This is a genomic window from Sphingobium sp. CECT 9361, assembly GCF_918741285.1.
Taxonomy (GTDB): Bacteria; Pseudomonadota; Alphaproteobacteria; order Sphingomonadales; family Sphingomonadaceae; genus Sphingobium.
This window is the reverse complement of sequence record NZ_CAKKNC010000007.1, coordinates 185196-206736: the sequence shown is the minus strand read 5'-3', so window position 1 is coordinate 206736 and position 21541 is coordinate 185196. Positions and strand designations below refer to the sequence as shown.

General features: G+C 61.9%; 22 protein-coding genes. 7 read left to right on the top strand and 15 right to left on the bottom strand.

The window, feature by feature from the left end:
- Positions 1 to 410: 410 nt before the first annotated feature.
- Together LQ220_RS12460 and LQ220_RS12455 are read right to left on the bottom strand one after the other, a co-directional pair.
- A complete protein-coding gene (locus tag LQ220_RS12460; protein ID WP_230188607.1) occupies positions 411 to 1583 on the bottom strand; it encodes a glycosyltransferase in 1173 nt (390 codons plus the stop codon).
- Positions 1584 to 1630: 47 nt separating this feature from the next.
- A complete protein-coding gene (locus LQ220_RS12455) occupies positions 1631 to 2194 on the bottom strand; it encodes a helix-turn-helix transcriptional regulator (protein WP_230188606.1) in 564 nt (187 codons plus the stop codon).
- Between the two features lie 91 nt (positions 2195 to 2285).
- On the opposite strand from LQ220_RS12455, the gene LQ220_RS12450 reads away from it, so the two are divergent.
- From LQ220_RS12450 to LQ220_RS12435, 4 genes are all read left to right on the top strand, one after another.
- Entirely contained in the window at positions 2286 to 2762 is a 477-nt protein-coding gene (locus tag LQ220_RS12450) for a DUF6456 domain-containing protein (RefSeq protein WP_230188605.1), read from the top strand.
- A 62-nt stretch (positions 2763 to 2824) separates the two neighbouring features.
- Positions 2825 to 3163, top strand: coding sequence for a VOC family protein (locus tag LQ220_RS12445; protein WP_230188604.1), 339 nt, complete (start codon positions 2825 to 2827; stop codon positions 3161 to 3163).
- A 50-nt stretch (positions 3164 to 3213) separates the two neighbouring features.
- Positions 3214 to 3630 carry a MerR family DNA-binding transcriptional regulator gene (locus tag LQ220_RS12440; RefSeq protein ID WP_230188603.1) on the top strand — a complete coding sequence of 139 codons (417 nt, stop codon included), beginning with the start codon at positions 3214 to 3216 and terminating at the stop codon, positions 3628 to 3630.
- Between the two features lie 66 nt (positions 3631 to 3696).
- Positions 3697 to 5502, top strand: a complete 1806-nt coding sequence (locus tag LQ220_RS12435) for an acyl-CoA dehydrogenase C-terminal domain-containing protein (RefSeq protein WP_230188602.1) — start codon at positions 3697 to 3699, stop codon at positions 5500 to 5502.
- A gap of 53 nt (positions 5503 to 5555) precedes the next feature.
- Here the strand turns inward: LQ220_RS12435 and uvrC are convergent, their stop codons facing one another.
- The 9 genes from uvrC to LQ220_RS12390 form a co-directional block, all read right to left on the bottom strand.
- On the bottom strand, positions 5556 to 7475 hold the full coding sequence (uvrC, locus tag LQ220_RS12430) for an excinuclease ABC subunit UvrC (protein ID WP_230188601.1): 1920 nt from the start codon (positions 7473 to 7475) through the stop codon (positions 5556 to 5558).
- Between the two features lie 155 nt (positions 7476 to 7630).
- Positions 7631 to 8245 carry a F0F1 ATP synthase subunit B gene (locus LQ220_RS12425; RefSeq protein WP_230188600.1) on the bottom strand — a complete coding sequence of 205 codons (615 nt, stop codon included), beginning with the start codon at positions 8243 to 8245 and terminating at the stop codon, positions 7631 to 7633.
- On the bottom strand, positions 8238 to 8732 hold the full coding sequence (locus LQ220_RS12420; protein ID WP_230188599.1) for an ATPase: 495 nt from the start codon (positions 8730 to 8732) through the stop codon (positions 8238 to 8240). Before LQ220_RS12420 ends, LQ220_RS12425 begins: the two co-directional genes overlap by 8 nt.
- Before the next feature lie 74 nt (positions 8733 to 8806).
- The gene (locus LQ220_RS12415; protein WP_070157997.1) at positions 8807 to 9034 is read right to left on the bottom strand and encodes a F0F1 ATP synthase subunit C; all 228 of its coding nucleotides are present in this window, start codon (positions 9032 to 9034) and stop codon (positions 8807 to 8809) included.
- Positions 9035 to 9076: 42 nt separating this feature from the next.
- Positions 9077 to 9862, bottom strand: a complete 786-nt coding sequence (locus LQ220_RS12410; RefSeq protein WP_230188598.1) for a F0F1 ATP synthase subunit A — start codon at positions 9860 to 9862, stop codon at positions 9077 to 9079.
- Positions 9863 to 9911: 49 nt separating this feature from the next.
- Positions 9912 to 10229, bottom strand: coding sequence for an AtpZ/AtpI family protein (locus tag LQ220_RS12405; protein WP_230188597.1), 318 nt, complete (start codon positions 10227 to 10229; stop codon positions 9912 to 9914).
- Between the two features lie 150 nt (positions 10230 to 10379).
- Positions 10380 to 10784 carry a YdbL family protein gene (locus LQ220_RS12400; protein ID WP_230188596.1) on the bottom strand — a complete coding sequence of 135 codons (405 nt, stop codon included), beginning with the start codon at positions 10782 to 10784 and terminating at the stop codon, positions 10380 to 10382.
- Positions 10781 to 10969 carry a YnbE family lipoprotein gene (locus tag LQ220_RS12395; RefSeq protein WP_230188595.1) on the bottom strand — a complete coding sequence of 63 codons (189 nt, stop codon included), beginning with the start codon at positions 10967 to 10969 and terminating at the stop codon, positions 10781 to 10783. The genes LQ220_RS12400 and LQ220_RS12395 overlap by 4 nt, the downstream gene beginning before the upstream one ends.
- The gene (locus LQ220_RS12390; RefSeq protein ID WP_230188594.1) at positions 10966 to 14259 is read right to left on the bottom strand and encodes a YdbH domain-containing protein; all 3294 of its coding nucleotides are present in this window, start codon (positions 14257 to 14259) and stop codon (positions 10966 to 10968) included. Before LQ220_RS12390 ends, LQ220_RS12395 begins: the two co-directional genes overlap by 4 nt.
- Positions 14260 to 14378: 119 nt before the next feature.
- Here LQ220_RS12390 and radC point away from each other — a divergent pair, with 119 nt between their 5' ends.
- On the top strand, positions 14379 to 15080 hold the full coding sequence (gene radC / locus LQ220_RS12385) for a DNA repair protein RadC (RefSeq protein WP_230188593.1): 702 nt from the start codon (positions 14379 to 14381) through the stop codon (positions 15078 to 15080).
- A 112-nt stretch (positions 15081 to 15192) separates the two neighbouring features.
- Here radC and LQ220_RS12380 read toward each other — a convergent pair whose 3' ends face one another.
- The 4 genes from LQ220_RS12380 to LQ220_RS12365 all read right to left on the bottom strand — a co-directional run bounded on the left by LQ220_RS12380 (position 15193) and on the right by LQ220_RS12365 (position 18205).
- Complete coding sequence (locus LQ220_RS12380) at positions 15193 to 15948, bottom strand: Bax inhibitor-1/YccA family protein (RefSeq protein ID WP_230188592.1); 756 nt, start codon at positions 15946 to 15948, stop codon at positions 15193 to 15195.
- A gap of 206 nt (positions 15949 to 16154) precedes the next feature.
- Positions 16155 to 16685: a superoxide dismutase family protein gene (locus tag LQ220_RS12375; protein WP_230188591.1), complete on the bottom strand. Its 531-nt coding sequence runs from the start codon at positions 16683 to 16685 to the stop codon at positions 16155 to 16157.
- A 99-nt stretch (positions 16686 to 16784) separates the two neighbouring features.
- On the bottom strand, positions 16785 to 17540 hold the full coding sequence (locus LQ220_RS12370; protein WP_230188590.1) for an enoyl-CoA hydratase-related protein: 756 nt from the start codon (positions 17538 to 17540) through the stop codon (positions 16785 to 16787).
- The gene (locus LQ220_RS12365; RefSeq protein ID WP_230188589.1) at positions 17537 to 18205 is read right to left on the bottom strand and encodes an HAD family hydrolase; all 669 of its coding nucleotides are present in this window, start codon (positions 18203 to 18205) and stop codon (positions 17537 to 17539) included. Before LQ220_RS12365 ends, LQ220_RS12370 begins: the two co-directional genes overlap by 4 nt.
- A 150-nt stretch (positions 18206 to 18355) precedes the next feature.
- On the opposite strand from LQ220_RS12365, the gene glmU reads away from it, so the two are divergent.
- Complete coding sequence (gene glmU / locus LQ220_RS12360; RefSeq protein ID WP_230188588.1) at positions 18356 to 19660, top strand: bifunctional UDP-N-acetylglucosamine diphosphorylase/glucosamine-1-phosphate N-acetyltransferase GlmU; 1305 nt, start codon at positions 18356 to 18358, stop codon at positions 19658 to 19660.
- Between the two features lies 1 nt (position 19661).
- Positions 19662 to 21485: a glutamine--fructose-6-phosphate transaminase (isomerizing) gene (gene glmS, locus LQ220_RS12355; RefSeq protein ID WP_230188587.1), complete on the top strand. Its 1824-nt coding sequence runs from the start codon at positions 19662 to 19664 to the stop codon at positions 21483 to 21485.
- Positions 21486 to 21541: the final 56 nt, after the last annotated feature.

The following is a 21541-nucleotide window of genomic DNA, read 5'->3' as shown; positions in this document are numbered from 1 at the left end:
CAAGCCGAACCAATAGACGGCCGCCCCGACACCTATTAGCCCAATACCCAAGCAACAGATTGTGAACAGTTCAGGGTTATCGTGAAGTGTTATTATCCGCGGCACAAACGGAATTCGGCTGCGTCCGCCCCTATCGATAAAGCCTTTCTGCAGGCATTCCCTTAGCGCAAACCAAGATCCTGCCGCGCACACAATGGTGGAAACGACCTCACTGACGAGTTGACGAACTGAGATGAACTCGAAGTGTCCTATGCCTGCCTCACAATTGGGCCCCATTTGCGATCCATAGAACATGGCCCGTTACTACTCTCCTGAGCTTAATACGATCTAAAGCTCAAATCACTCATAACAGATGCAACCTCCCCAAAAGGTGGCTTCCTTCGATGAGCATAAGGAAAGCCCGCCCCCTCCTAAACCTTACCCGCAATCCCCTGTAAATGCGCCAGCAGCGCGTCGCCATTCGCCTTCCACGTAAAGCGTAAGGCCGTTTCTCGCGTTGCCTCCCGATCCGGCGGATTGTCGATCAGTTCGCGCACGGCGGCGGCTATCTCTGTCGGTTCGCGGCCTACGATGCGACCTGCCTCCGGGCGATCCACCAGTTCGCGTGCGCCGCCCACGTCGCTAATGACGATGGGGGTGCCGCAGGCCAGCGCCTCGACCCAGGCATTGGCCAACCCTTCGGAGGCGGATGGCAAAGCCATCACATCGGCTGCGGCCAGAAACTGCGGCAGGCGGTCATGCGGTACGGCGCCCAATATGCCCACGCGATCGGCTACGCCCAGCCGTTCGGCCAGCGATTGCAGATTGCCGCGCTCCGGTCCTTCGCCGATCAGGATGAGCGTCACGTCCGGCAGGCTGGGGAGGGCGCAGATCAACAGGTCCTGCCCCTTACGCGGGATCAATGCCCCCACGCTCAGCACCACCGGACCGGCAAGGTCGAGTTCGGATTTGGCGGCCGCCCGATCCATGATCGCGAAGCGGTCCAGATCGACGCCGGTGTAATGCACGGCGATCTTGTCGGGATCCATGCCGAGTGCGACCATGGATCGCTTCATCGCGCCCGATACGGCAAGCAACCCCGCCGCCTGCGTCCCGGCGCGCAGCACGGCCTTACGCGTAGCGGGCGCATGGCCCCAATGGTGGATGTCGGCACCGCGCGCCTTGACCGAGAAAGGAATATCCAGCGCCTTGGCGATGTTGGCCGCGACGGGGCCATCTGGATAGAAGAAGCTGGCGTCGATCACATCGAAAGGCCGCTCGCCATGCAGGCGACGGATCAGCGGCATGATTGCGTGCGTCATGGTGGCGACGTTGAAGCGTCCACCGATCTTCGGGAGAATAGGAAAGCGGGGCCGATAGACCGTCAGGTCGCGCCACCGTTCCTTCTCCGGCAACCGGGTAAGCGGTTGATAATGATCGGCGTTGGAAAGCGGCCAGGGCGGTATGCCGATGGGTGCCACCACCGTCACATACGCCTCCGGTCGGCTCGCCAGTTCCCGCGCTTGTCGCTCGACGAAGACGCCGAAATTGGGACGGCTGATGTCAGGGAACAGCGTGGACAGCATGAGGACGCGAATTGTCATACTGCCTGCTTATACGATCATACTTAACAGCGGGTTAGCTGCATTATCTAGAGGTTCCGTACGAGTTTTCTGGCGATGGCGGCCCATGGTGGGTCGGCCAGCACCTGCTGCCGCGATCCTGTCCCCAGCGGCAGGATGTGGACCATCCCCGCATCGCGCCCGATCAGCCGTCCGAACAGGAATCGTCCACCCGGTCGCGGCACCAATATGTCGCGGTTCAGCGCCTGCGCGTAGCCATCCGCCGCGATCCGCTCACACCATATCTCGTCGCCGCCTCGATAATCGCCGATGCTCGCGATCACGCGGACGCCCACCATCGCACCCGAAGCTGTCGGTGGAATGAGGATCATGGCGCTGGTCGGTGCGCGCGCGCCCTCGGGGCCGATCAGCGCTGCAACCGGAAGAGTTTCCTGACCCGGCATATCGACCAGATCGGCGGATGAAACGCCCAATGCCGTCGCGATCCTGTTCAGCCAGCCGACCGAAACCGTGCGCATTCCCGTTTCCAGTCGCCCGATCGTCTGCGCCGTAGTGGGCGGATCGCATCGCAGCGCCACATCCTCCAGCGTCAATCCCTTCGCTTTGCGAACGTCACGAATTCGGGTGATCATTGTGGAAATCCTATAACCTATATGGTTTTCCTCTGTCCTACATATCGTCCGCTGGAGCAAGAGGTGAGGGCCACTATTTGCGGGAGCACCCATGTCTCAATCAGCACCTCAAGCCGCTCACAGGATTGCCCGGACCATCGAAGATGGGGAGGGCGATCTGCGTGTGGTGATGGTCAATCTGTGTGAATCGCCGCTGACCTGGCTTCACGCGCGCGGCAAGCTGACCGACCGGCAATTTCTCGCGGGGGAAGCGCTGCGTCGCGACTGGGAGCGGGCGGGCCTTGGCGCACGAGTGACGATGCGATGGGATCCCGCGCCTGTCGCGAAGGCCAAGCGCGCCGGCCCCGGCATATCCGATCCGACCGTAGGGCAACTGTCGGCAAGGGAGCGGTTCGATGCCGCCATTCGCGCCGCGGGACCGGGCCTTGCCAATATTCTATGGCGGGTCGCTTGCGCTGGCGAAGGGTTGGCGGCTGCAGAAAAGGCGCTGCAATGGCCCAGTCGGGCGGGGAAGCTGGTGCTGACATTGGCGCTGGACAGGGTCGCGGATTTTTATCGCATGTCCTGACGGCGGCTTGCACATCGCGCCAATCTCGATACGTACATATCAGGAACAAAGGAGCGCGACTCATGGCCAAACTCAACTATGTCGAATTGTCGGTGGAGAGCATCGCAACTGTCCGGCCTTTTTACGAAAACGCTTTCGGTTGGACCTTTACCGAATACGGTCCCGACTATGCCGCGATCGAAGGCGGCGCCACCACGGTCGGATTTAATGCGGACACTACGCAGCCCACGCCGCCGGTCCTGCCACTTATCGAAGTCACCGATCTGGAAGCTGCGCTGGCTTCGGCAACGGCGGCAGGCGGGACGTTGCGTGTGCCGATCTTCGCCTATCCGGGCGGACGGCGTTTCCATATCGTCGACCCTGCAGGTCATGAAATCGGCGTCTATCAAAGCGAACATTGATCCACTTGACGCGAACGTAAACGTCAATTAAAAATCATGGCATGACGCACATGATACAAATTGCGGGCATCGAGATGCCCGATCTGGATGAACGCGATCACTACAGCATTTCCGACTTGTCGGCGGAGTTCGGCGTTACCGCGCGCGCGCTTCGTTTTTACGAGGACGAAGGGCTGATCGCGCCGGAGCGGCAGGGTCTGTCGCGCATCTATTCGCGCCGGGACCGGGCGCGGCTGGCCTGGATCCTGCGCGGCAAGCGCGTGGGCTTCAGCCTGGGCGACATCCGCGAGATGATCGACCTGTACGATCTGAACGATGGCCGCGCCGTGCAACGCCGCGTGACCATCGACAAATGCCGCGCGCGCATTGATCTGCTCGAACGGCAGAAGGCCGATATTGACGCCGCAATCGAGGAACTATCGGCTTTCGTGTCCATCGTGGAAGTCAGCGGCGACCCTGAAAGCTGAACGATCGAATCTACATAATCGGGATGAGGCCCAATGCCACACCCGCAATAATATTCGGAGAGCACCATGCCCACCTACACCGCCCCCGTTCGCGATACGCAGTTCGTTCTCGACCATGTCGTCAATATCGACCGGTACGCCAATCTGCCAGGCTTTGAAAATGCCTCACCCGATCTGATCGAGGCGGTGCTGGGCGAAGGCGGCAAATTCGCGGCGGAAGTGCTGTTCCCGCTCAATCAGGTTGGTGACCGGGAAGGCTGCACTCGCCATCCCGACGGCAGCGTCACGACGCCCACCGGGTTCAAAGATGCGTACGACCAATATGTCGCAGGTGGCTGGACCACACTGCATGCGCCGGAAGAGTTTGGCGGGCAGGGGCTTCCTTCCGTCATCGCGACGGCCTTTGGGGAATATGTGCTGTCGGCCAATCAGGCATTCGAGATGTATCATGGGCTGACGGCGGGCGCGACTGCCGCGATTCTCGCCAAAGGGAGCGATGAGCAGAAGTCCAAATATGTCCCCAAGATGGTGAGCGGCCAATGGACCGGCACCATGAACCTGACCGAACCGCATTGCGGCACCGATCTGGGCCTTATCAAGACGAAGGCCGTTCCAGCGGCAGACGGCAGCTACGCGATCACCGGCACCAAGATATTCATCTCGTCGGGCGAGCACGATTTGGCCGAGAATATCATTCACCTCGTGTTGGCCAAGACCCCCGGCGCGCCGGAAAGCAGCAAGGGCATTTCGCTGTTCATCGTGCCGAAGTTCATCGTGAATGAAGATGGCACGCTGGGTGAACGCAATGCGGTCTCCTGCGGGTCGATCGAACATAAGATGGGTATCCACGGCAATTCCACTTGCGTCATGAATTACGACGGCGCGACCGGATGGATGGTGGGTGAGGAGAACAAAGGTCTCGCCGCCATGTTCATCATGATGAACGCCGCACGTCTGGGCGTGGGCCTGCAGGGTCTGGCGCAGGGCGAGGTCGCTTATCAGAACGCGGTGCAGTACGCCAAGGATCGCCGTCAGGGTCGCGCGCTCACCGGTCCTGCAGAGCCCAATGAGAAAGCTGACACGCTGTTCGTCCATCCTGACGTGCGCCGCATGCTGATGGAAGGCAAGGCGCTGACCGAGGGGCTGCGTGCGCTATGCCTGTGGGGCGCGCTGCAAGACGATCTCTCGCACAAGGCGCAGACCGAAGAGGAACGCCAGACCGCCGATGATCTCATCTCGCTGCTCACGCCCGTTATCAAGGGATATGGCACTGACAAGGGCTTCGACATCACCGTGACCAGCCAGCAAGTTTATGGCGGTCATGGCTACATCGAGGAATGGGGTATGGAGCAATATGTGCGCGATGCCCGCATTGCCCAGATTTACGAAGGCACCAACGGCATTCAGGCGATGGACCTTGTCGGTCGCAAACTTGCCCAGAATGGCGGCCGTGCGCTGCAGGCTTTCTTCAAGATCATCGCAGACGAAGTCGCCACTGCCAAGGCAGAACCCCGCCTGGCACCTTTTGCGGAGGCGCTGGAGAAGGCCAATGCGCAGTTGCAGGGCGCTACGATGTGGCTGATGCAGAATGCCATGACCAACCCGAACAATGCTGGTGCCGGCGCGCATAGCTACATGCACATCATGGGTATCGTATCGGTTGGCCTGATGTGGTTGCGCATGGCGAGCGCCGCAGTCCGCTTGCTCGATGCGGGCGAGGGCGATTCCAAATATCTGGAAGCCAAGCTCGTCACGGCACGCTTCTACGCCGAACGCATCATGCCGGACGCAGGCGCGCTACGTCGCAAGATCGAAGGCGGTGCGGACTCGCTTATGGCGCTCGATCCGGAGATGTTCGCTACAGCGGCGTAAGTCGCGCGGTGGCCCTTTCTCCCTCTCCCTTTCAGGGGAGAGGGAGAAGTGGGTCATCCGTGGAAGTAGTCGTAAACCTGCTGCGCCACTGCTGTCGAAACGCCCGGCGCCTTTTGTAAGTCTTCCAGCGCGGCACTCTTCACCGCCTTGGCCGTGCCGAAATGCATCAGCAGCGCCTTTTTCCGCGCGGGGCCGATCCCCGGCACCTCATCCAGAGAACTGACCGTAATCGCTTTGCTGCGCTTGTCACGGTGCGCGCCGATGGCGAAACGATGGGCTTCATCGCGAAGGCGTTGGAGGAAGAATAGCACCGGGTCATTGACCGGGAACATCATTTCGCGGCCGTCGGGCAAGTGGAAGACTTCGCGGCCGTCGCGCCCGTGATGCGGACCCTTGGCGACGCCGATCAACGTCACGTCCTCGACGCCAATTTCCTCCAGCGCGGCCTTTGTGGCGCTCACCTGCCCCTTGCCGCCATCGACTAGCACCAGGTCGGGCCATTCGCCGCTGTCGCGATCCGGATCTTCGCGTTGCGCGCGACCGAAGCGGCGTTCGAACACTTCGCGCATCATGGCGAAATCGTCGCCGGGGGCCGTGTTCGGATTCTTGATGTTGAACTTGCGGTAGGCGGATTTGCGGAAGCCCTCCGGCCCGGCAACGATCATTGCGCCCAGCGCATTGGTGCCCTGAATATGGCTGTTGTCGTAGACTTCGATGCGGTCCGGCACACCCTCCAGCCCGAAGGCATCGGCCATGTCGCGCAGCACCTTCGCCTGCGTCGTGGTTTCAGCGAGGCGGCGGTCGAGGGCTTCGACGGCGTTGCGCTGCGCCTGTTTGATGAGGCGGGTGCGGTCGCCACGCTGCGGCATTTCGATGCGGACGCGGGAGCCGATCCGCTCGGTCAAAGCCTGCGCGATCAGTTCGCAATCGGCAGGCTGACGGTCGGCGAGGATAAGTTTGGGCGGCGGCACTTCCTCGTAGAATTGCGCGAGGAAGCTGCCGAGGACTTCCGCTTCGTCGACTTCGGCAGTGTGGATCGGGAAGAAGCTCCGGTGCCCCCAATTTTGGCCGCCGCGAATGAAGAACGCCTGAATGCACATCGCGCCGTTCTTGGTTGCCAGTGCGAAAATGTCGGCGTCGCCCAGCCCTTCGGCATTGATCGCCTGCGATCCCTGAATGAACGTCAGCGCCTTCAGGCGGTCCCGAATGACGGCGGCCTGTTCGAAATCCATAGCGTCGGACGCGGCCTGCATCGAGGCACCCAGCTTCTGCTGCACCTTGGTCGACTTGCCGCCCAGGAAATCCTGCGCGTCCTGCACCAGTTCGGCATAGGCATCCGGCGCGATGCGTTCGACACAGGGGGCCGAGCAGCGCTTGATCTGATAAAGCAGGCAAGGGCGGGAGCGGTTGGCAAAGAAGCTGTCCGAACAACTGCGCAACAGGAACAGCTTTTGCAGGGCGTTGATGGTGCGCGTTACCGAACCGGCGCTTGCGAACGGGCCGTAATAGCGCCCCTTTGCTTTGCGCGCGCCACGATGCTTCTGGATACGGGGATAGGCGTGGTCCTCGCGCAGCAGGATGAAGGGGAAGCTTTTGTCGTCGCGCAGCAGGACATTGTAGGGCGGGCGGAACCGCTTGATGAGCTGGGCCTCCAACAATAGCGCCTCGGCTTCGCTGTTGGTGGTGACGATGGTCATCGAGCGCGTCTGTGACACCATGCGTTGCAGGCGGCGAGGGAGTCGATCCACTTGTGTGTAGTTAGTGACGCGGTTGCGGAGCGCCCGAGCCTTGCCGACGTACAGCACATCGCCGCGCGCATCCTGCATCCGATAGACGCCGGGGCGGGTGGGAAGGGTTTTCAGGACGTTGCGGATCGCCGCCACGCCGGCATCTATATCGGGCGCGCCTGCGCCGCGGATGGTGAAGCTGGCTTTGTCTTCGTTGAAGCGGTCTGGCGATTGGGGGGAGGACATGGGTGGGAGATAGGAGAGTTAGGCAGCATTGCAAAGGTGGGACGGCAGTTCCCCACCCTAATTCCGTTACTCCCGCCTTCGCGGGAATGACGAGGGGGAAACGAAAAAGGCCGGGATTTACCCCGGCCTCTTTTCTGTTCGCGACGCTCTGTAAATCAGGCGACCGGGCCGAGACCCTGGATCGCGCTGTCGACCAGCACCTTGTCCGCTTTCGCATCGTGACCCTGTGCAATCAGCGAGGCGGCGGCGGCGGTTGCAGCCGACACGGCTTTCGCGCGGACGTCGGCAATTGCCGCACGCTCGGCGGCAGCAATCTTGTCTTCGGCCATCTTCTGGCGGCGAGCGATCAGCGCCGTGGCGTTGGTCTGCGCGTCGTCCATCAGTTGGGCGGCTTCTTCTTCTGCGCGGGCTTTCAGCGCAGCGGCTTCACCCGCAGCGGCAGCAACCTTGGCTTCATATTCGGCCTTAAGCGCTTCGGCTTCGGCGCGCAGCTTGGCGGCTTCGTCGAGCTGGAGGCGAATCTTGGCGATCTTGCCGTCGAGACCGCGACCGATCAGCGCGGGCACTTTCTTCCAGATCAGTACCGCAATGAAGATCGCCATCGACAGGCTGACCCAAGCGGTGGCGTCCAGACCCAGCGCGCGGGGATCGGTATGTGCCGCGACACCTTCGTGCGCCACAGTACCTACCGGCGCATAGCCTTCCTCATGGATGGCCTGTTCGGCGGTCGGTGTGCTGTCCGACGTAGTGGTGGGTGCTGCCTCAGCCATGGACCAATGCTGCCTTTACTGCTTGCTGGGCGGCTTCCGGAGTGACCGAAGCGCCAGAAATTTTCGCCACCATTTCGCGTGCCGCATCGGCAGCGACGGCTTCGATCTCGGCCATGGCGGACGTGCTGGCAGCCTTTATCTCCGCTTCGGCAGCGGCGATTTTGGTTGCGACCACGGCGTCAGTCGCCTTGATCTTGGCTTCGGTTTCCTTGGCGGCTTTCGCCTTGGATTCCGCAATGAGGTGCTGCGCGGAGGAACGGGCGTCCGCATCGCGCTTGCGATAGTCCGCCTCGATCTCGTCCGCACGGGCGAAGGCAGCCTTTGCCGTCGCCAGGTCGCCCGCGATCTTGTCATCGCGCGCACCCACCGTCGCTTCGATCTTCGGCACCATGTCCAGACCGATGACGAAGAACACGAAGCCGAACGTTACGAGCAGCCAGAAAATCTGGGATGCGTAGGTTTCGGCGATTTGCGCGATTTGAGGCATCTGATCCGTCCGATGTCTTGGAGGCCGGGCGTTATGCCACCCGGCCTCGATTCCGATTGTCGTCTAACGGTTAGTTAGGCAACGAAGATCAGGATCATCGACACAACGAACGCCAGCAGGCCGAGAAGTTCGGCAGCGGCGAAGCCGATGAACAGACGACCCTGCTGACCGTCAGCGGCCGAAGGATTGCGCAGGGCGCTTTCGAGGAACGAACCGAAGACGTTACCCACGCCCAGAGCGGCCATACCGGCACCAATTGCTGCGAGACCGGCACCGATCAGCTTTGCGGCTTCTGCGTCCATGATAATACTCCTTGTTAAATATCGATAAAGTTAGTGCGAAACTTAGTGCAGGTTCACCGCGTCGTTGATGTACAGTGAAGTGAGCAGCGCGAAGACATAGGCCTGGATCACCGCGACCAGCATTTCCAGCGCGCTGATCCCGATCATCAGGGCGAAGCTGGAGAGGCCGACGGTGAGGCCGAAACCGGCCCCGGCGTTAGTGGAATTGATAACGAACCCTGCCAGCACCTTCAGCAGAACGTGGCCCGCGGTCATCGCAACGAACAGTCGCAGGCCGAGGCTGAACGGGCGGACCATGAAGGACACCAGTTCGATCAGGAAGATGAAGGGGATCATCGGCACCGGCGTACCGTGCGGCACGAACAGCGAGAAGAAGTGCAGCTTATGCTTGTAGAAGCCAACAATCAGGACGATCGCAAAGCTCATGATCGCCAGCACGCCCGTCGCGGTAAAGTGACTTGTGAAGGTGAAGGGGTGCAGGCCGACAAGACCCAAAGGCAGCAGGCCCAGCAGGTTCGCCAGCAGAATGAACATGAACAGCGAGAAGACGTAAGGGACGTAACGCTTGCCTTCAGGACCGACATTGGCGGTCAGAAGGTTGCTGATGAAACCGGTCATGGTCTCTACAGCCGCCTGCCAGCGACCGGGCACCAATTCCCGCTTCATGCCGCCCAGCATGAAAATCCACAGTACGACAACCGTCGCCACCATCCACAGCGCGCTGTTGGTGAAGGCAATGTTGTAACCGCCGATGGCCAGATGATCGGTGCCGAACAGCGGCTCGATCGCAAACTGGTGCATCGGGTCGATTTTGCCTGATTCTGCCACGCGAAACCCCTGTAAGCCGAAGCTTTTACCCTATGACGAAAGCGCCCCGTCAGTCGGGACGCTTTGTCGAAATCCGAATGATGTTCCTGAAGGCCACGATAATCCCCAGAAAGAGGAAAACCAGCAGGAGCCAGGGCGTTGTCCCGAAAAGCCGGTCGAATAACCAGCCGATCAAGGCACCGCCGACAAGACCGCCGATCAGTTCTGCCAACACGCGGTTGCCGAGGCGGTAATTTGCATCCGCTCCCTGCTGCGTGGTGCCAGTTCTGACCTGTTCGTCTCGGGAGGCCCGCTCAATCCGCTCTTCGAGCGACCTGATCCGCGCATCTCCCTTGACGGGGTCTTCCCCGGGCCCAGTATCCGACATTCCTCTCACCTCCATCGTACCGCATGACTGCGGAGACAAAGGCCATGAACGCCAGACGCTGCACCCGTCAAGGCGCGGCCCGTTTAGAAAGGGAGTTCCCCCAAGTCAACCATGCTTAGGGACAAGGGAAATCGCAGGCGACAATAAGGGTCAGTTACCCGCCGTCGCGCAATAATCGGGGAGGGCAATCGCGCCTGCGCCCTTGGTCTGCCAGGCGCCGCTGCCAATGCGGAAGGCCTGCCCGGTCTTTACACGGCTGGCGAGCGTCTGGCAGCCCGTGGCGGCGGCAACGTCGGCGACCGTTACCCCACGCTTGGCAGCCAGATCGGTATAGGCGGCACGGCGCTTGATATTGATCGAATCGACTTCGGCGCGGACATCGCCTGAGACGGAGCCGGAAATGCCCAGATAACCGTCCGACTGTTCGCCCACGGCGCCAGAGGCCATTGCCTGCGCAACGGCGCCGGTCTGCGCGCGTGCAGGCGCGGTAAGGGCAAGGCCGGTTGTCAGGGCGATTGCGGCACCGGCGGCGAGGAGGATGAATTTACGTGTCATTGCGGGAACAACTCCGGGTTATTCTGGATAAGGTCTTGTGCGTCACGTTGCAGGCGCACGACCACTTCCTGCTGCACCTTTACGTTCAGGTTGATTTCGATCGGCTTGTCCGGCGCGCGCACCTGAATGCAGCCCGCCAGGGACAGGCCGGTCAGGCCCAACGCAATGATGCTATATGTCTTCATTTAGGGTCCTTCGTTACGCTCTTGTCGCTTTCGGCAGGCTGAACGGCAAGCCCCATCGATGCTTCGACGCCGACTTTCATTTTGGCAGGCATGTCCGGCACGGGCGCATATTGATCGCCCAGGCTGCCGCGAATCAGGCCACTGGGGTCGACGAACAATTGCGCGGTGTTCATCAGCCCTCTGAACGGTGCTTCGATCCTGATATTAAAAAGGAAGGGCAAACCAATGAAATTACGGGCGATCCCAATCGGCGCTTCGCTCGGCGTACCGCGGTTGACGCCGTTGAATGACACCTGCGTCACCAGTTCCCCGTCCAGTGCGCCGTCCATCAAAATGGTCAGGCATTTATACTGAAGATGCTTGAGCGCATCGAACGCCATCTTGCCGAAAACGCCAAGCTGTTCGTTCGAAACAGGGCCGACATAGGCCAGGGTGCCGCTTTGCAGCGCCGGATCGCAAGTGATGCTGAGCGACTCCGTGTTCGCTAGGACGAGCGGCGCGCGTCCGATCTGCCGGGCGACGAGAACGCCGCCAACGATTCGTCCGCCCTTTTCGTCGAACACCATCGGCAGCAGGCCGTCATACGTGCCGGTCGCCGAGATATTGTCCAGATCGAGCGTCTGGATGAACGCGCCAGCATCCAGCCCCACGACGCGGAAGGCCATATTGCGCGGCTTGTCCGCGCTGAAATCCATTGTGGTGGGGAGCAAGCTGAGCTGTCCTCCCGCGAACGGCCACTCGCCGCTTTCGACACGCACTTGCTGATTGGCGAGCAATTGATAGCGCACGACGCCATCGGTGACTTCGACGCCAGGATTGACCGTCTTGATGCGCGCGATCTGGCTGGGGGCGGAGACCAGGCCGATCAGGTCGGTGAAACGCAGTTCGCCCGAGAGGCCGGTGACGGGGCCGAAAGCGGCGGCCAGATCCATGTTGTCGGTGTGGAATGTGCCGTCGCTGGTGACCGTGTCGTCGGCCCAGCGAATCTGTCCTTTGCCTGCCACCGTGCCACGCGCATTGGCCACCACGCCGAGCGCAAGGCGCGTGAGCATTTCCGGCTGGAGTGCAGAGGTGAATGCGACGCCAGGTACGTCGAGATCGGCTTGCCCCTTTCCGCTGCCCAGTTGATGGACGATATCGGTGCGGGCGACCAGCGCGCCCGTCTTCGGTTCGAGCAAGCTGCCCTTTGCGGTAATCTGGCTGTTACGCAACGTAAGCGCAAAGTCCCGGCTGACGAGCGGCTCGAAGCGGTTGGGCGCAGCGGCATCGGTGAGCGTCAGTGCACCATCGACGCGCAGAGTGCTGGCGGCATAGCTCCACTTGCCTGCCGCATCGCCGACCAGCAGCGGGATGGTTCCGATGCGGCCTCTTGTCCCCGCCATGGTACCGGACAGGCCCTTGGCATCCATCTTCCCCGCCAGCATTGTAGCGTTAAGACGCACGGGCGCCGCCGGATCGCCCAACAGCAAGAGCGCGTTGCGCAGATCGAAGGTCCTCGTGGCGAGCGATCCACGCGCAGCGTCTGCGGAAAGCGTCATCGCACTGCCGCCCAGCGTTCCTTTCAGGCGCAACGCCTCGATCGCTGCACCGCCGGTCAGACCTTGCGGCCCGTACGCCAGCAAGGCGTTGCCGCTATCGGGGCACAGCGCCATCCGCGTGGTGCCCAAGGCGAAGCTACCGAACTTCAGGCTGTCGAGCGTCAGAGGGGCGCAGCGCGGGTTGACGGTGAGCGTGCCATTGGCGGCGACTTGCCCTGCCACGGGCAGCGCAAGTCCACGCACCGCACCGCCGTCCAGCGGGCCGTCCAGCCGAATCGCCGTGGTGAAGCGCGTCATGCCGCCTGCGCCCGCAGAAAAGCGTACCGGCTCCAGCGCAAGGCGTGCGCCTCGTGCGGTGTAGGGGTCGACGAACAACTGCCCTGCCAGCCCGCCGCCGGGCCGCTGCGCAAGGCGCAGGGCTGCACGGGGCAATCCGCCGCCGTCGGTGGTCACGCTGCCGTTCAATGCCCAGCCAAGGCCGCCCCCAGCCTTGGGCCAGTCAAGTTTGACGCTGCTGCCTTGCCCCAATCCTGCGCGCGCGCCGCTCCGGCTGGTGAAATCGGCGGCAGTGATCGTCGCGGACCCGGTGCTGCCCTTCTGCGCCATGCTGAAACGCGCTTGCGCCCGGTTGTCGCGGCTGGCGGCGCGGACGGCGTCGGCAAAGCGGATGGCGAGCGGCGCGACCGGCGACCCAGCGGTCGATGCGCGCAGTCCGGCGAGCGGATCGGGACCGGCCATCGCCAGTCTATTTGCCGAAAGCGCACCGTCGATCCTCGCATCCATGCCGTCAGGGGTCGGTGCCATTTGAAAGGCACCGGTCAGTTCGGTGCGTGCAGACCGGATGTCGCCGCGCTGCACCGCTGCTGCGGCGAGATCGATCTGCCCGCGGGTCTGCTTGGCGGTTCCGTCGAAGCCGATGCGCCCGCCGGGCTTCACAAGCGTAACGTCCGCAGCCTTTGCCGAGAACGCGGTCAGATCGACATGGCCTGTCCATCTGTCGAGGGCCGCCGATAACGTTATGTCGGTATCGAGGACCGGCTGGGCGATCCCGATGCCGCTACCTTTGCATCCCAGCGCTGCCCCACGCACCGGTCCGCGAAACTGCGGCCGCCCTTCGCGCATTGTAATGTCGAGCCATGCGGTGCCTTCCGTAAGAGCACAGCCGGCAGCCGCCAGCTTCGGCATGACCGCAGCCAGCTTTCCACGGAAGCCGGAGCGTAAATTGCCATCGCCATCCAGCTTAAGCCCCATCGGACCGTAATCCGTGTCCAGCCGCATGCGGGCATCGTTTAGCCCCAGTTTTATGTCGGGCAGGCTGAACGGTGCAGTGGAATCGGTGGAACGGAACCGGTCCAGTTCGCCAAGCGACAGCACACCGTTTCGCAATGTCCCTGACATTCGGACACCGCCTGCGCGAACGGCCACGACCGTTGGCGTCAGGCCCGCGAGCGACAAGTCGATTTCCACCCATCGGGCCGTCAGATCGGGATGGGCCGGATCGCCAAGGACGATATTTTCGATTCGCTGGGTGCGCAGCCCGATATCGACAATGTCGTAATCTGCGCGGACGCCTAGACTATTGAGTTCGCGGCCGATGAAATTCTCGGCAATCGGCTGCCGCTGGGTCCATACGGAGATCGCGACGAGCGTAAGTACGCCAGCACTGCCCATCGCCCAACGTACCGCTGTGCCGCGGCGCGTCGACGGCGCAGGGGGTGCGTCGCGCACCTCATCGCCAATGTCACCGCTCATATCTGCGCCACCCCGGCCTTTTTATGCATTGCCTGTAAGAACCCGTAACGCATGAACAACATCTGACCAGTGGGAAATATCCTTGCGGCGCAATTCACTCGCCTCTAACCCTGCGTTGCATGAGCGAAAGCGATGCACCGGCGGGGCCGGGCCACGGCGGAACGGGGCATCGCGCCCGATTGCGGCAGCGGCTGGCCGATGGGGGCCCCGATGCGCTGCTGGATCATGAACTGATCGAATATCTGCTGGCGCTGGCAATTCCGCGGCGCGACACGAAGCCGCTGGCCAAGGCATTGCTGCATCGTTTCGGTGGCATTGGTGGCGTGCTGACGGCCGACTGGCGCGCACTGGCGCGGGAGCCGGGCATGGGCGACACCAGCGTCGCTGCGATCAAGATCGCGCAGGCAGCAGCATTGCGTCTGCTCAAAGCCAAGGTCGTCGAGCAACCGGTGCTGTCCAATTGGGATGCGCTGCTCGACTATCTGCGCGCCGACATGGCGTTTCTGACGGTAGAGCGCGTGCGCGTGCTGCACCTCAACAGTCGCAACATGCTGATTCGCGACGAGCATATGGGCGATGGGTCGGTAGACGAAGCGGCGATCTATACTCGTGAAGTCATCAAGCGCGCGATCGATCTGGGGGCGACTTCCCTGATTCTTGTTCACAACCATCCCAGCGGCGCGCCCGAGCCCAGCCAGCAGGACATCGCGGTGACCCGGCAGATCGTGGACGCCGGAAAACGTCTCAATATCGTGGTGCACGATCACATCATCATCGGCAGCCAGGGACATAGCAGTTTCAGGGCACTGGGGCTGATGTGACAAGTCTCGCCGTTGCTTTCGCGTAACGGAACATTGGAACGCCATCGCCCAACGAAAAAGCCCGGCAGATTTCTCCGCCGGGCTTTCCGTTTTATTGATCCGCAGACTGCGCTCAGTCGCGGTTGCCCATGAAGCGGAGGAGGAACATGAACATGTTGATGAAGTCGAGGTAAAGCGTCAGCGCGCCCATCACGACCGACTTGCCCATGAACTCGGTTCCGGCAACCTGTGCGTACATGCTCTTGATCTTCTGCGTGTCGTAGGCGGTGAGGCCCGCAAACAACAGCACGCCGATGGCGCTGATCGCGAGGTCCATGACGCTCGACTTAAGGAAGATGTTGATGAGCGATGCGACGATCAGGCCGATCACGCCCATGATCAGGAACGTGCCGAAGCCCGACAGATCCTTCTTCGTGGTGTAGCCGAACAGGCTAAGCCCCGCGAAAGCCGCAGCAGTCGCAAAGAAGGTCTGCGCGATCGACGTGCCGGTATACACCAGGAATATCGTCGAGAGCGACAAGCCCATCACGCCTGCATAGGCCCAGAACAGCATCTGCGCCGTCGCGGTCGACAGCTTGTTGATGCCAAAGCTGAGCACCATCACGAACACCAGCGGCGAGAACATGATGACATATTTCAATATGCCCGGGCCCATCATGATCTGGGCAGCGGGCGACGTCGCCCCGCCCCATGAGAACAGCAGCGCGACGAGGCCCGTCAGCAGCACACCGCTTGCCATGTAGTTGTAAACGGACAGCATGTAGGACCGCAGCCCCGCGTCGAACGCAGCACCGCGTGTTTCCACGCCAGCGCCGAAGCCCGTGCGAAAGCCGGTGTCCGGCGTCCGGGGGTCAGACCAGTTAGCCATTGTAATTCGTCTCCTTTGCGTCGGCGCGTAGTGCCGACATGCTCTATAATATCGGAGGAGTGAGTTAATATTCAAGGAAAACCGGGCGTCGTTCGTCGAATTAACCTCCAATTCGGTGCAGCAACAATCGGGACATGTTTCCGCTGCTTCGACAAAAGCTCCGGCAATATGCAGCAATGACTGCACATACTGCCGAAGCTGGTCGGTCAGCCGAGCGTAAGCACCCCGCAGGCCAGCCGATCGCCAGCCTTTCCGGCGGGGTCGCTCTTGTTATCGTCCGGCAGCGCATGCACCACGACAGCGGCGCCGTCGGCGTCGAACAAGGGGGTCGTGCCATCCGACAATGCGCCGCCAGCGATGGTGTATTCCAGCGTACCGCGACCATCCGCATTGACCGTCATGTTCGGCATGTCGCCCATGTGGCTGCCCATCGGGTTTTCCATTCCATGCTGCTTGCCCATCGGGTTCCAGTGTCCACCTGCGCTGGTGAAGGCAGGGGCGGTGCAGGTGCCGGTCGTATGAACATGGACGGCGTGAACGCCGGGGGTAAGACCCGTTGCCGCAACCGTCACCTTAAGTCCGGACGTCGTTTGCGTCACCTTGGCAACGCCATGGCTGGTCCCATCTGCGCCCAGCAAGGTCGTGTTCGCGCTCGCACCCTGACCCGTGCCCATTGTGGCGCAGGCAGGAAGGGCGAGGATGGCGGCGGTGGCGAACAATAGCGATGCGGTTTTCATGGGGGCGTTCCTTTTTGGATAATGCGAATGACGGGATAACCGATAATATCTGCAGCACCAACGCAGCAGTCGTGCGGTTGTTGCCTGCCCGTCGCAGGTTTATGAGCTGCGCCGGGTGCGGAAGGCTTCGACTCGGGCGGTAAATTCCAGGCGGGTGAAGGCATCGCGGAACATCATGAGAGTTTCGGGGTCATCGTCGGTCTGGCCATCCACGATACGACGGATCATGTTCTTGGTGGAGAGTACCGAATGTTGCGCGTTGGCGGCGATGGTTTGTGCCACTGCCGTCGCGCGGGCCATGGGGTCTTCCGCAATTTCCTCGATCAGACCGATGCTGAGGGCTTCGGCGGCATCGATCAGGGCGGCGGTATAGAGCAGGCGCTTCGCCTGACCCGGACCGACGAGGTCGACCAGCAATTTTGTGTCGAACAGCGAATAGACGATGCCAAGTTTGGCGGGGGTTATGCCAAGCCGCGCAGTGGGCGCAGCGACGCGGATGTCGCAAGCCATGGCGAGGCCGCAACCACCGCCGATGCAATCGCCGTCGATTGCTGCGATCACCGGCTTTGACGCATGGGCCAATGCGGCGTGGCTGGCGCGAATGGCGGACTGGTTAGCAATGCGCCAGTCTTCGTTGGCGCTGTGCGTAGCAAATTCGCCGATGTCGGCACCCGCACAGAACAAGCCGGGAGTCGCGGAGGTCAGGATGAGAACGGCAATGCTGTCATCCGCCATCGCTTCTTCCACCAGAGCGGGAAGCGCGGCCCACATCTCCTGAGTCATGGCGTTGCGCTTGTCCGCCCGGTCGAACAGCAGGCGCGCGATAGCGCCGTCGCGTTCGAGGCGCAGGGTCATGCGGGCCACCCTTCCAACATAGGCACGAGATCGTCGAAATGGTGAATGACGGCATCTGCTTCCAGATCCTCGACCGGGCCATCGAGGAACCCGAAGCTGACGGCGATGCTGGCGATGCCCGCATTGCGTGCGCCCGCTATGTCGTTGATCGTGTCGCCCAGAAACGCAGTGCGTCCACCGCCTGCGCGCGCGATCATCTCGTGGATGGGCGCGGGGTCCGGTTTGGCGATGCCAACGGTATCGCCGCCAATGATGGTGGCGAAGCGATCCGAAAGCCCGATTTGCTCCATCAGGGGAATGGCGAACCGCTTCGCCTTGTTGGTACAGATGGCGAGTTTGAGGCCGCGCGCGGCCAACGCATCGAGCATGGCCACACAGCCGGGATAGGGGATCGAATGGATCGCCAGATTCTGCTGATAATAATCCAGCAGCACGGGTAAGCGATCATCCAGCAGCGCAGGCGTGCATTCGCCCGACGCCGCAAGCGCGCGTTCCAGCATGACGCGCGCGCCCTTGCCCACGAACGGGCGGATCGCGTCGGGAGGATAAGCGGGGCGGCCGATGGCGGTGATCGCGTGGTTGACCGCCGCGGCAAGGTCTCCGCTCGTGTCGAGCAAGGTGCCGTCCAGATCGAAGCCAATAATATCGAAAGGAATCTCTACCATAGCGCGCGCCATGCCCCTTGCGCTGTGGCCATTGCAAGCCAAACATGGCAGTGAATGACGCACAAGCATCCGATTTGATCTGCAGGACATTCCCCTATCGTGACACGCCCCATCGCCGCTATCATCCTTGCCGCTGGGCAGGGGACTCGCATGAAATCCAGCACGCACAAGGTGCTGCATCCGGTCGCGGGGCGGCCGATGCTGTTGCATCTGCTAGCGAGTCTTTCCGAACTCGCGCCGGAGCGGCAGGTGGTCGTGGTGGGTGCTGGACGCGAGCAGGTCGAGGCGGCGGTTGCGGGCCACGGAGTCGATATCGCGGTGCAGTCCGAGCAGCTTGGCACCGGCCATGCCGTCGCGCAGGCGCACGATGCGCTGGCCGGGTTCGTGGGCGATGTGCTGATTCTCTATGGCGACGTGCCGCTCATCAGCACTGCGACGATGCGCGCCTTGCTCGACCGATTGAACCGGGGCGACGATCCGCGCGCGGTGGTGCTGGGCTTCCGCGCGGAGAATGGCGGCGCTTATGGACGGGTCATCGCGGACGGGCAGGGAATCATCGAAAAGATGGTCGAATATAAGGATGCGACCGAGGCCGAGCGCGCCGTCACCCTGTGCAATTCAGGGTTGATGGCGACGCGCTCGACCGACCTGTTCGTGCTTCTCGATCAGATCGACAATGCCAATGCAGCAGGCGAATATTATCTGCCCGACATCGTTATGCTGCCGGGGCAGAAAAGCGCCGTCGTGGAGACAGACTCGTTCGAAGTGGCAGGCGTGAACAGCCGGATCGAACAGGCGCAGGTTGAGGCGGCGTGGCAGGCCCAACGGCGCTTGGAGGCAATGCGCGACGGCGTGACTCTAGTGGCGCCCGAAACTGTGTACTTCAGTCACGACACGGTGCTGGGCCGCGATGTTACAGTGGAGCCGCATGTGGTGTTCGGCCCCGGCGTGGCGGTGGAGGATGGCGTGACCATCCACGCCTTTTCCCATCTGGAAGGCGCAACTGTGCGGACAGGCGCGGAAGTCGGTCCCTATGCGCGGTTGCGGCCCGGTGCCGACATCGGCATGAAGGCCAAGATCGGCAATTTCGTCGAAGTGAAAAAATCGGTGCTGGGCGAAGGTGCGAAGGTCAATCACCTGTCCTATATCGGCGATGCGACTGTAGGTGCAGGCGCGAACATCGGCGCGGGGACGATCACCTGCAACTACGACGGCTTCATGAAATACCGGACGGAGATCGGCGCGGGCGCATTCATTGGATCGAACAGCGCATTGGTGGCACCGGTGACCATCGGCGACGGCGCGATTGTGGGTGCGGGGTCCGTGGTGACACGCGATGTGGAAGCGGATGCACTTGCCATCGCGCGCGGAAAGCAGGAAGCGCGGCCGGGATGGGCAAAGCGCTTCCGCACGAAGATGGCCGAGCGGAAGGCAGCTAAGAAGGTAGCGAAATAATATGTGTGGCATAATCGGCATTGTTGGCGCTGCGGAAGTTTCCGACCGGCTTGTGGACGGGCTCAAACGGCTGGAATATCGCGGCTACGACAGCGCGGGGGTCGCGACGATCCATGATGGCGCCATCGAGCGGCGACGGGCCGAGGGGAAGCTGCTGAACCTTGTCCGCGAACTGCGCGACGAGCCTTTGCCGGGAACGACTGGGATCGCGCATACCCGCTGGGCGACGCATGGCGCGCCGACCACGAGCAACGCGCATCCCCATGCGACCGGCGAAGTCGCGCTCGTCCACAATGGCATTATCGAGAACTTCAAGAGCCTGCGCGATGAACTGATTGCGCGCGGGCGGCATTTCGACAGCGAGACCGATACCGAAGTCGTCGCGCATCTGATCAGTGAGAAGGTCGAGCAGGGGCTGGACCCGCGCGATGCCGTGGCGCAGGTGCTGCCGCGCCTGCATGGTGCCTTCGCGCTCGCGATCCTGTTCCGCAGCTATCCCGATCTGCTGATCGGCGCGCGGCTGGGTTCGCCGCTTGTGGTCGGCTATGGCGATGGCGAGACCTATCTTGGGTCGGACGCACTGGCGCTGGCGCCCTTGACGCAGCGTATCGCCTATCTGGACGAAGGCGACTGGGTGGTCATCACCAAGGATGGCGCGGAGATTTTCGACAAGGACGATCAGCCTGTCGAACGCCCTATCACGATTTCCGGCGTGTCCGGCGCGATGATCGACAAGGGCAATCATCGCCATTTCATGCAGAAGGAAATTTACGAGCAGCCGGTCGTCGTCGCGCAGACGCTCAGGTCCTATCTGCGTCGAATGGAAAATCAGGTGGCCTTGCCCGACATGGATTTCGATCTGGGTGGGGTGAAGCGGATCACCATCGTAGCATGTGGCACGAGCTTTTATGCCGGAATGGTTGCGAAATACTGGTTCGAGAAATTTGCGCGCATCCCCGTCGATATCGATGTGGCGAGCGAGTTCCGCTATCGCGATCCGGTGCTGGAAAAGGGCGGGCTCGCGCTGTTTATCAGCCAGTCGGGCGAAACGGCGGACACGCTCGCTGCGTTGCGCCATGCCCGGTCGCAGGGGCAGATCATAGCCGTCGTCGTAAATGTGCCGACCAGTTCGATGGCGCGGGAGGCGGACTTGCTGCTCCCCACCCATGCGGGACCGGAAATCGGTGTGGCATCGACCAAGGCGTTTACGTGCCAACTGGCTGTGCTGGCCGCGCTGGCCGCCAATCTGGCGCGAGCGGCAGGGCGGTTGACGCCGGAAGAGGAAGCCGAGATCGTCTGGCACCTGTCCGAAGCGCCCGCCGCGATGAACGAAGCGCTGGGCCACGATGCCGAGATCGAAGCGATGGCGCATCTGATCGCCCCGGCGCGCGACGTGCTGTATCTGGGACGCGGTCCGGACTATCCGATGGCACTGGAAGGTGCGCTGAAGCTTAAGGAAATCAGCTACATCCATGCCGAAGGCTATGCGGCCGGGGAAATGAAGCATGGCCCCATCGCACTGATCGACGATGCCGTGCCGGTGATAGTGATCGCGCCGTCAGGGCCATTGTTCGAGAAGACTGTCAGCAACATGCAGGAAGTGCAGGCCCGCGGCGGCAAGGTGGTCCTTATTTCGGACGCGGAAGGCATTGCAGAGGCTGGTGATAACTGCATGGCCACCATTGAAATGCCCAAGGTGCATCCGTTGATCGCGCCTTTGGTCTATGCGGTGCCGGTGCAGTTGCTGGCTTATCATGTTGCGGTGCTGAAAGGCACGGATGTCGATCAACCGCGCAATCTGGCAAAATCCGTTACGGTGGAGTAAGAAAGCCCGCAGGCCGGGGCGGTGCTGGACGATTATATCGTCCGAAGCCGCAACCG

Excerpts from the sequence above, each read along its gene's own strand:
- LQ220_RS12390 (WP_230188594.1), bottom strand. The coding sequence starts at position 14,259 with ATGAGCGGTGACATTGGCGATGAGGTGCGCGACGCACCCCCTGCGCCG.
- LQ220_RS12415 (WP_070157997.1), bottom strand. The coding sequence starts at position 9,034 with ATGGACGCAGAAGCCGCAAAGCTGATCGGTGCCGGTCTCGCAGCAATT.
- LQ220_RS12400 (WP_230188596.1), bottom strand. The coding sequence starts at position 10,784 with ATGACACGTAAATTCATCCTCCTCGCCGCCGGTGCCGCAATCGCCCTG.
- LQ220_RS12460 (WP_230188607.1), bottom strand. The coding sequence starts at position 1,583 with ATGACAATTCGCGTCCTCATGCTGTCCACGCTGTTCCCTGACATCAGC.
- LQ220_RS12435 (WP_230188602.1), top strand. The coding sequence starts at position 3,697 with ATGCCCACCTACACCGCCCCCGTTCGCGATACGCAGTTCGTTCTCGAC.
- LQ220_RS12440 (WP_230188603.1), top strand. The coding sequence starts at position 3,214 with ATGATACAAATTGCGGGCATCGAGATGCCCGATCTGGATGAACGCGAT.
- LQ220_RS12375 (WP_230188591.1), bottom strand. The coding sequence starts at position 16,685 with ATGAAAACCGCATCGCTATTGTTCGCCACCGCCGCCATCCTCGCCCTT.
- LQ220_RS12455 (WP_230188606.1), bottom strand. The coding sequence starts at position 2,194 with ATGATCACCCGAATTCGTGACGTTCGCAAAGCGAAGGGATTGACGCTG.
- LQ220_RS12420 (WP_230188599.1), bottom strand. The coding sequence starts at position 8,732 with ATGCCTCAAATCGCGCAAATCGCCGAAACCTACGCATCCCAGATTTTC.
- LQ220_RS12445 (WP_230188604.1), top strand. The coding sequence starts at position 2,825 with ATGGCCAAACTCAACTATGTCGAATTGTCGGTGGAGAGCATCGCAACT.
- LQ220_RS12450 (WP_230188605.1), top strand. The coding sequence starts at position 2,286 with ATGTCTCAATCAGCACCTCAAGCCGCTCACAGGATTGCCCGGACCATC.
- LQ220_RS12425 (WP_230188600.1), bottom strand. The coding sequence starts at position 8,245 with ATGGCTGAGGCAGCACCCACCACTACGTCGGACAGCACACCGACCGCC.
- LQ220_RS12405 (WP_230188597.1), bottom strand. The coding sequence starts at position 10,229 with ATGTCGGATACTGGGCCCGGGGAAGACCCCGTCAAGGGAGATGCGCGG.
- LQ220_RS12370 (WP_230188590.1), bottom strand. The coding sequence starts at position 17,540 with ATGACCCTGCGCCTCGAACGCGACGGCGCTATCGCGCGCCTGCTGTTC.
- LQ220_RS12380 (WP_230188592.1), bottom strand. The coding sequence starts at position 15,948 with ATGGCTAACTGGTCTGACCCCCGGACGCCGGACACCGGCTTTCGCACG.
- uvrC (WP_230188601.1), bottom strand. The coding sequence starts at position 7,475 with ATGTCCTCCCCCCAATCGCCAGACCGCTTCAACGAAGACAAAGCCAGC.
- LQ220_RS12365 (WP_230188589.1), bottom strand. The coding sequence starts at position 18,205 with ATGGTAGAGATTCCTTTCGATATTATTGGCTTCGATCTGGACGGCACC.
- LQ220_RS12395 (WP_230188595.1), bottom strand. The coding sequence starts at position 10,969 with ATGAAGACATATAGCATCATTGCGTTGGGCCTGACCGGCCTGTCCCTG.
- radC (WP_230188593.1), top strand. The coding sequence starts at position 14,379 with ATGAGCGAAAGCGATGCACCGGCGGGGCCGGGCCACGGCGGAACGGGG.
- glmS (WP_230188587.1), top strand. The coding sequence starts at position 19,662 with ATGTGTGGCATAATCGGCATTGTTGGCGCTGCGGAAGTTTCCGACCGG.
- glmU (WP_230188588.1), top strand. The coding sequence starts at position 18,356 with ATGAAATCCAGCACGCACAAGGTGCTGCATCCGGTCGCGGGGCGGCCG.